Origin of the sequence: Psychromonas sp. (genome assembly GCF_047632955.1) — a bacterium.
Lineage (GTDB): Bacteria > Pseudomonadota > Gammaproteobacteria > Enterobacterales > Psychromonadaceae > Psychromonas.
The window spans coordinates 1-7,789 of record NZ_JBLIED010000071.1 but is presented as its reverse complement, the minus strand read 5'-3'; the positions used below and the strand labels follow the sequence as shown (position 1 = coordinate 7,789).

The 7,789-nt window shown below is 41.6% G+C and carries 7 protein-coding genes and 1 pseudogene; 7 read left to right on the top strand and 1 reads right to left on the bottom strand.

All coding sequences use genetic code 11. The annotated features are described in order from the left end of the window. From ACJAZP_RS19425 to ACJAZP_RS19395, 7 genes are all read left to right on the top strand, one after another. On the top strand, positions 1 to 758 hold a 758-nt coding region (locus ACJAZP_RS19425; RefSeq protein ID WP_415232395.1), incomplete at its 5' end, for a thiamine pyrophosphate-dependent enzyme. Beyond that, positions 751 to 1,251: an acetolactate synthase small subunit gene (ilvN, locus tag ACJAZP_RS19420; RefSeq protein WP_415232394.1), complete on the top strand. Its 501-nt coding sequence runs from the start codon at positions 751 to 753 to the stop codon at positions 1,249 to 1,251. The genes ACJAZP_RS19425 and ilvN, both read left to right, overlap by 8 nt. A gap of 365 nt (positions 1,252 to 1,616) precedes the next feature. Beyond that, positions 1,617 to 2,057, top strand: a complete 441-nt coding sequence (locus tag ACJAZP_RS19415; RefSeq protein WP_415232393.1) for a copper chaperone PCu(A)C — start codon at positions 1,617 to 1,619, stop codon at positions 2,055 to 2,057. A 52-nt stretch (positions 2,058 to 2,109) separates the two neighbouring features. Beyond that, positions 2,110 to 2,745 (top strand): TIGR04219 family outer membrane beta-barrel protein, encoded by a 636-nt coding sequence (locus ACJAZP_RS19410; RefSeq protein WP_415232392.1) that lies wholly within the window; start codon positions 2,110 to 2,112, stop codon positions 2,743 to 2,745. A 235-nt stretch (positions 2,746 to 2,980) separates the two neighbouring features. Continuing rightward, the gene (locus tag ACJAZP_RS19405; RefSeq protein WP_415232391.1) at positions 2,981 to 4,783 is read left to right on the top strand and encodes an assimilatory sulfite reductase (NADPH) flavoprotein subunit; all 1,803 of its coding nucleotides are present in this window, start codon (positions 2,981 to 2,983) and stop codon (positions 4,781 to 4,783) included. After that, complete coding sequence (gene cysI, locus ACJAZP_RS19400; protein ID WP_415232390.1) at positions 4,783 to 6,471, top strand: assimilatory sulfite reductase (NADPH) hemoprotein subunit; 1,689 nt, start codon at positions 4,783 to 4,785, stop codon at positions 6,469 to 6,471. The genes ACJAZP_RS19405 and cysI overlap by 1 nt, the downstream gene beginning before the upstream one ends. Continuing rightward, on the top strand, positions 6,464 to 7,228 hold the full coding sequence (locus ACJAZP_RS19395) for a phosphoadenylyl-sulfate reductase (protein ID WP_415232389.1): 765 nt from the start codon (positions 6,464 to 6,466) through the stop codon (positions 7,226 to 7,228). Before cysI ends, ACJAZP_RS19395 begins: the two co-directional genes overlap by 8 nt. A gap of 337 nt (positions 7,229 to 7,565) precedes the next feature. On the opposite strand, the pseudogene tuf reads toward ACJAZP_RS19395, so the two are convergent. Next, positions 7,566 to 7,789 (bottom strand): annotated as a pseudogene (tuf, locus tag ACJAZP_RS19390) (elongation factor Tu); the annotation flags it as partial.

Below are 7,789 nucleotides of genomic sequence, written 5' to 3'. Positions count from 1 at the left end.
CGATTGAAGTTGTACTTCAGCAGATGTTAGACCTACTTGAAGAAACTAAAGCAACGAATGACAGTGAAAGTATTAATGCTTGGTGGGATCAAATTAATGAATGGCGTGCTAAAGACTGCCTTGCTTATAAAACATCAGCAACACATATCAAACCGCAACAGGTAATTGAATGTTTATATAAAGTAACTAAAGGTGATGCTATCGTTACTTCTGACGTTGGTCAGCATCAAATGGTTGCCGCACAATATTACCCATTTAAAGAACCTCGCCAATGGATCAACTCTGGTGGAGCCGGCACGATGGGCTTTGGTTTACCAGCTGCAATGGGTTGTAAGATAGCATTCCCAGATCGCCCGGTTGTATGTGTAACGGGTGATGGCTCTATTCAAATGAATATTCAAGAGTTATCAACCTGTATGCAATACAAGATTCCTGTTGTTATCTTGCTATTAAATAACCGTTCATTAGGCATGGTAAAACAGTGGCAAAAAATGTTCTATGGCGGTCGCCAATCTCACTCTTATATGGATAGCGTGCCGGATTTCGTTAAATTATCTGAAGCATATAACCATATTGGTATCAAAGTAGATAAGATTGAAGAGCTTGAGCCAGCATTAGAACGTGCATTTGAATTAAAAGATCGCGTGGTATTTATTGATGTAGCTATAGACCCTGAAGAACATGTTTACCCAATGCAAGTTAAGCTCGGCAGTATGCAAGACATGTACCTGAGTAAAACGGAGAGAACCGATGCGTAGTATTATTTCAGTATTATTAGAAAATGAACCCGGTTCGCTTGCCCGTGTTGTTGGCTTATTTGCACAACGCGCATATAACATCGAGTCATTAACCGTTTCACCAACTAACGATTTAACATTATCAAGAATGACGATCACAACTGAAGTTGATTGCGAAGCGACACTTGAGCAAATGATGAAGCAATTACACAAGTTAGTTGACGTGTTACGTGTTTCTGAATTAACAGAAGGTGCACATGTTGAACGTGAATTACTATTAATCAAAGTACGTACTTCTAACAATGAAGATCGTGAAGAGGTAAAACGTACCTGTGATATTTACCGAGGTCAAATAGTAGACATCACTCAGCATCTTTACACCATTCAATTAACAGGGGCAGGCGTTAAGTTAAATGCGTTTATTGATACGATTACTAATACAAGTGAAATTGTAGAAGTTGTCCGTTCAGGAGTCTGTGGTATTGCACGTGGAGAAAAAGCATTACGCGGTTAATACCTGACTAAATTGCCAGATAATACCAAAAAAAATATTTAAGTGATTACATTGTAAAATACCCAATTCAAATCACAATTTTAATTTTTTTGGTATAACCATCAATGCAAAGCTCAGTAATATGGCTTTGCATTTTTTTTAAATGAATAAGGTACAGTTATGTTCGAGTTAGGCGCATTATTACTCTCAGCCTTTGTTCTGTTTATGTTTGGACTATCAGTCATAAGCTTAACCGTCATTTTTGTGATTATGATCTTAAGTTTTATTGTATTGAGTACGTTATCCTTCATTTTTAAGTTTGCCTTTTGGATAATATTAGCTGTCGGCATCTATTATTATTTTTTCGCCTCCAATAAGGAGCATTAATGAAAACCTTCATTTCACTATTAGTTGCAGTCGGATTGTTACTGCTCAGCGCGCAATCATTTGCCAACCCGTTAACCGTTGAAGATCTTTATGTTAGAGCGACACCGCCTAACAGTAAAAACAGCGCCGCATTTATGGTGATCAAAAACACCGCTAAAAAAGACATTAAACTGATTGCAGCCGGCAGTGATATCGCGAGTCGTGTTGAGTTACATAACCATGTAATGGATAATGGTTTAATGAAAATGCGTCAGGTTAAAGAAATCATCATTAAGGCTGAAAGCTCCGTTGCATTGCAGCCTGGAGGTTATCATGTGATGTTTCTGAATCTGAAACAGCCTTTGAAAGAGGGACAATCTGTCACTCTCTCTTTATCTTTTGATAACGGCCAACAGCTAACTGTTGATGCACCAGTTAAAAAAATTAAGATACACAAATAATATGCTTAATACTAAAAAACAATAATAACAACAAGAATAATAAGGGAATAAAATGAAAAAACAGATCTGTACCGCTATCATTGCCAGCGCAGTCTCCATGCCAAGCATGGCCATGCTAGATTTTGATGTATACACAGGTATTGATTACCGCACCACGGACAACAGCCAGTCTTATTCGGGTGTGGATCAAGGGCTTAAAGACACCAATAATTTATCCGGTTACCTTGCCATCGAACATTTCATTCCGATGTTACCCAATGCAAAACTTAAATATTCGGATCTAAGCACTGAAACGAGTACAAGCTCAACAACCATTAAAGGGTCGGCAGCCAATGCGATTTTGTATTATCAGTTGTTTGATAATAGTTTGTTCGATTTTGATTTAGGGCTTGCCTATACCCGCCTGGAAAGTGATATTGATAATATGAGTGAAAATTTAGGTCAGGCTTATGCCGCTGCTAAATTACAGATCCCCGGCACCGGAGTTCATGTATTTGCAGAATTGATCAGCGGCTCGCTATCAAGTGATACAGCAACGGACGCCGAGCTAGGACTCGCTTATACTTTCAATCCTGATTCAATTTTAAATCTCGCGGTACGCGCCGGTTACCGTTATCAAGATGCAGAGTTCAACGACTTAGAAATAGAAAATAAAGGTCTCTTCGTCGGCTTAGAATTACACTTTTAAAGTTAAAAACAATAATCTTCGATTAAAAAAGGGCCATGTAATATAATTGACAGGCCCTTATTATTCTATAAGCCACTGATAAAGAAGGATATGCAAATAAAACTCCGAAGCTCTTCCGAGAATAAACCCATCTTTAAATTCTATTTAGTTATAAAAAATCCTATTTTAATCTTTTACCCTTTCTATATCAGTCTTTAGTATGCATCTATCTTAATAGAATAGTGGAAACATCAAAATGGCTTTTAACAACATCTCGGCCTTAACTTCTCCTTTATCTGAGTTGCAGCTGTCACATCTGCAGCAGGCGACGACTGATTTAACCCCGGTTCAGACAGCCTGGATAAGCGGCTATCTGGCAGGCATAAGCCAGACTCCTACAGCCATTGAAACGGTTGAAACGGCTGTCAGCTCCGGCCAGCACCTGACCATCTTATTCGGCTCACAAACGGGTAATAGTAAGGGCGTGGCAGAACAGCTGGCGGAGCAGGCAAGCGCTAAAGGAATCACTCATACTGTCGTTTCTATGGCAGATTACAAAGTTAAGAATATTAAAGATGAAAGCCATCTTGTTGTTGTGGTCAGCACCAATGGCGAGGGTGAAGCACCCGATGATGCCATTGATTTACATAAGTTTTTAGCGACTAAAAAAGCGCCAAAATTAGACAATTTAAAGTTTGCAGTATTGGCCCTGGGAGATTCCAGTTACGAATTTTTCTGTCAAACCGGAAAAGATTTTGATCAGCGTTTAACAACCCTTGGTGCAACCGCTATTGTCGAGCGCTTAGATGCCGATGTTGATTACCAGCAAGTGCTTCCAGAGTGGTTTGAACGGGTATTAAATAACGTTCAACAAACACTTGAAAAAGGCGGTGTTATCGCAACCTCTACAGCCGCCATCAGCGCCTCCCTGAGTAGCAATAAATACGACAAGCTGAGCCCTTTTACAGCAAGTTTATTAAGCAGCCAAAAAATTACCGGCGCACGCTCTGCAAAAGATGTTCGCCATATTGAAATTGATTTAGAAGGCTCGAATCTGCATTATCAAGTGGGTGATGCACTGGGCGTTTGGTTTGAAAATGATCCGCTGTTGGTTGACGCTCTGATTGCCAAACTTAAACTTGATGGCGAACAGCAAGTCAGCATTGACGATAAAAACGTTTCCCTAAAACAAGCCTTAACTGAACATTTTGAGTTAACCGGCACACATCCCGCTTTTGTAGAAGGTTATGCAACATTAACTAAAAACAAAAAACTATTAACCCTGACTGAAGATAAAAATGCGTTACGCGAGTTTGCTAATAGCCATCAAATTATTGACGTGGTTAATGCAAGGGGAAATAAAGCCGTCAACGCACAAAACTTTGTGGCATTACTTCGCCGCCTCAGTCCGCGTTTATATTCAATCGCTTCAAGTCAGACCGAAGTGGAGCAGGAAGTTCACCTTACCGTCGGTACTGTCGCCTTTGAAAATGACAAAGGTGAAGTTCGCCACGGTGGCGCGTCAGGATTCCTGGCTCATCGTTTGCAAGAAGGCGCGCAGGTAAAAGTGTTTATCGAAGATAATCACAACTTCCGTTTACCTACTAATCCAGAAACCCCGGTTATTATGGTTGGACCAGGCACCGGCATTGCGCCTTTCCGCGCATTTTTGCAGGAACGAGAGGCTAGCGATGCAACCGGTAAAAACTGGTTGTTCTTCGGCGAGCAAACATTTAATGAAGATTTCTTGTACCAAACAGAATGGCAGAGTTTCTTAAAATCGGGTTTATTAACAAATCTGGATTTAGCTTTCTCTCGCGATCAAGCTGAGAAAATTTACGTTCAGGATCGCCTCAAAGAAAATGCTCAGGAAGTTTATCAATGGTTACAGGAAGGCGCACATTTTTATGTCTGTGGTGATGCCAACCGCATGGCCAAAGATGTCCAACAAACATTGATTGAAATTATCATAACTCAAGGTAATAAAAGCCTTGAAGATGCAGAGCAATATTTAACTGAATTACGTCAAACAAAACGCTACCAAAGGGATGTCTACTAATGAGCCAGAAATTACACGATAACGAACGTATTAAAATTGAAAGTAACTTTCTGCGCGGTAAATTAGTCGAAGGACTGCAGGATACTACTAGCGGTGCTTTTATACCTGATGACGTGCAGTTGGTTAAATTTCACGGTCTATATCAACAGGATCATCGCGACTATCGCGCTGAGCGTAAACAACAGAAATTGGAGCCTTTATACTCCTTCTTATTACGAGCACGTTTACCGGGCGGCGTAGTCACGCCGGAGCAGTGGTTAGAGATTGACAGGATTGCCGGTGAGTTAACCGATGCGGGCAGTATCCGCATTACCACAAGACAGACATTCCAGTACCACGGTATTTTTAAACGCAATCTTAAGTCGGTATTTCAAGAGCTTAAGTTTAAAGCAAACATTGATTCTATTTTCACAGCGGGTGATGTCAACCGTAATACCATCTGTACATCAAACCCGGAACAGTCAGAATTGCATACTCAGGTTTATGAACTGTCTAAAAAACTAAGTGAACATTTTCTGCCCAAAAGTAACGCTTACGCTGAAATCTGGTTAGATGGCGAAAAAGTTCACGAAACCGAACAAGAGCCGATTTACGGCAAAACCATGTTGCCGCGTAAATTTAAAATCGCAGTTGCATTACCGCCCTACAATGACGTTGATATTCACGGCAATGATCTTAACTTTATCGCCATTATTGAAGATAAGATCATTACCGGTTACAACGTGGTAGTTGGTGCAGGTTTGGGGATGACCCATGGAGATAAAACCACCTTTCCGCGTTTAGGCGATGATTTTGGCTTTATTACGGCCGATAAAGTGTTTGAAGTGGCGGAAGCTGTTGTCACTACGCAACGCGACCTTGGTAATCGTGTCAGCCGTGCTCACGCCCGTGTTAAATACACCTTAGAAACCCATGGTGTTGAAAAATTTAAAGCTGAAGTGGAATCACGCTCCGGTATTAAATTTGCGGCATCACGCCATTACGAATTTACAGAGCGTGGCGATCGCATCGGCTGGGTGAAAGGGATTGATAATAAATGGCATTTAACCGTCTTTATTGAAAATGGCCGAATTCTTGATTTTGTGGGTAAACCGCTGAAATCAGGCTTAGTTAAAATAGCCAAAGTGCACCAGGGTACGTTCCGCATGACGGCTAACCAGAACCTTATTATTGCCAGCGTACCGGAAGCACAAAAAGACACCATTGAAGCATTAGCACGAGAATGCGGTTTGATTGACGATGGCACCACGGATCAGCGTAAATACTCAATGGCCTGTGTGGCATTGCCAACCTGTCCGTTGGCCATGGCAGAAGCTGAGCGCTACCTGCCGGGCTTAACCGATGACGTTGAAGCGTTGTTAACTAAACACGGTATTGCCAAAGATCATATTATCTTACGCGTAACGGGTTGCCCTAATGGTTGTGCCCGTTCAATGCTGGCTGAAATCGGCTTGGTTGGTAAAGCCCCCGGTCGTTATAACCTTTATCTCGGTGGTAATAACAATGGCACAAGACTGCCTAAGATGTACAAAGAAAACATCGATGAAGCGACTATTATTACCATACTCGACGAACTCATCGGCCGCTGGGCAGTTGAGCGCCAACAGGATGAGTGTTTTGGCGATTTCTCAATCCGTGCAGGCATAGTGGCAGAAGTAATTATCGCGTCTAGGGATTTTCATGACTAACAAATTGGATCTAACAGAACTGCTTAGCTTAGAAAAAGCGCAGCAAACGGAGGCATTAAAAGAAGTGAATGCTCTGCTTGAAGATAAAACCGCTAGTGAACGCGTTGAATGGGCGATTGAACACCTTGAAAGTGAATTTGTTTTATCGTCAAGTTTTGGTATTCAAGCTGCAGTCTGCCTGCATTTAATTACTCGAATAAAAGCGAATACGCCGATTATTTTAACGGATACGGGATATCTTTTTCCGGAGACCTATCGCTTTATTGACGGGTTAACCGAAAAATTAAATCTTAACCTGAAGATCTACCGTGCCGAGCAGAGCAATGCCTGGCAGGAAGCGCGCTATGGCAAATTATGGGAACAGGGATTAGACGGGTTAACAAAATACAACGTAATTAACAAAGTTGAACCGATGAAACGTGCGCTTAAGGATCTTAATGCTAAAACATGGTTTTCAGGACTGCGACGCTCACAAGCCTCCAGCCGTGGAAAATTGCCCGTTTTAAGTATTCAAAATGGTTGTTTTAAGTTTTTGCCTATTATCGACTGGACCAATAAGCAGGTTTTTTATTACCTTCAGGAGAATGATCTTGAGTATCATCCTCTCTGGGAGCAAGGTTATGTTTCCGTAGGGGATGTGCAAACGTCTCAACCCCTGCAAGTGGGCATGAGCGAAGAGGATACAAGATTCTTTGGTTTGAAACGTGAGTGCGGCCTACATGAAGATGATACCGAAGAGCAAGGCAGTGGGATTTAACAAAGCTTGATGGCTAGAATGCTCAAAGCCTGAAGGCTAACAGCTAACAGCTAACAGCCGACAGCACCCTATTTTAAACGCCTTAACTGGCGTTTTTTTATGGCTAAAATAAACTAACAGCCAGAATGCTTGAAGGCTAACAGCTGAAAGCCAACGGCTCGTAGCTCGACAGCTGAAGACCGACAGCCAACAGCTTCTAGCCTTACAGCTTTCCGCCTTTTGGTCTTCCCGTCCTCTAGCGTTATAGCGTTACCGCCTTCTAGCTTTTTTTCTAAAGGCATAAAAAAAGAGAGCCTAAGCTCTCTTTTTTGAAGTTCTTTAAATTAAAGAGTAATTATTACTCGATGATTTTAGAAACAACACCAGCACCTACAGTACGGCCACCTTCGCGGATTGCGAAACGTAGACCTTCATCCATAGCGATTGGACCAATAAGTTCAACAACGAACTTAAGGTTATCACCAGGCATTACCATTTCAACACCTTCAGGAAGCTCAACAGCACCAGTAATATCCGTTGTACGGAAGTAGAACTGTGGACGGTAACCTTTAAAGAAAGGAG

Bases quoted from the DNA above. Each gene is read 5' to 3' on its own strand.
- ilvN (WP_415232394.1), top strand. From the start codon at position 751: ATGCGTAGTATTATTTCAGTATTATTAGAAAATGAACCCGGTTCGCTT.
- ACJAZP_RS19415 (WP_415232393.1), top strand. From the start codon at position 1,617: ATGAAAACCTTCATTTCACTATTAGTTGCAGTCGGATTGTTACTGCTC.
- ACJAZP_RS19410 (WP_415232392.1), top strand. From the start codon at position 2,110: ATGAAAAAACAGATCTGTACCGCTATCATTGCCAGCGCAGTCTCCATG.
- ACJAZP_RS19405 (WP_415232391.1), top strand. From the start codon at position 2,981: ATGGCTTTTAACAACATCTCGGCCTTAACTTCTCCTTTATCTGAGTTG.
- cysI (WP_415232390.1), top strand. From the start codon at position 4,783: ATGAGCCAGAAATTACACGATAACGAACGTATTAAAATTGAAAGTAAC.
- ACJAZP_RS19395 (WP_415232389.1), top strand. From the start codon at position 6,464: ATGACTAACAAATTGGATCTAACAGAACTGCTTAGCTTAGAAAAAGCG.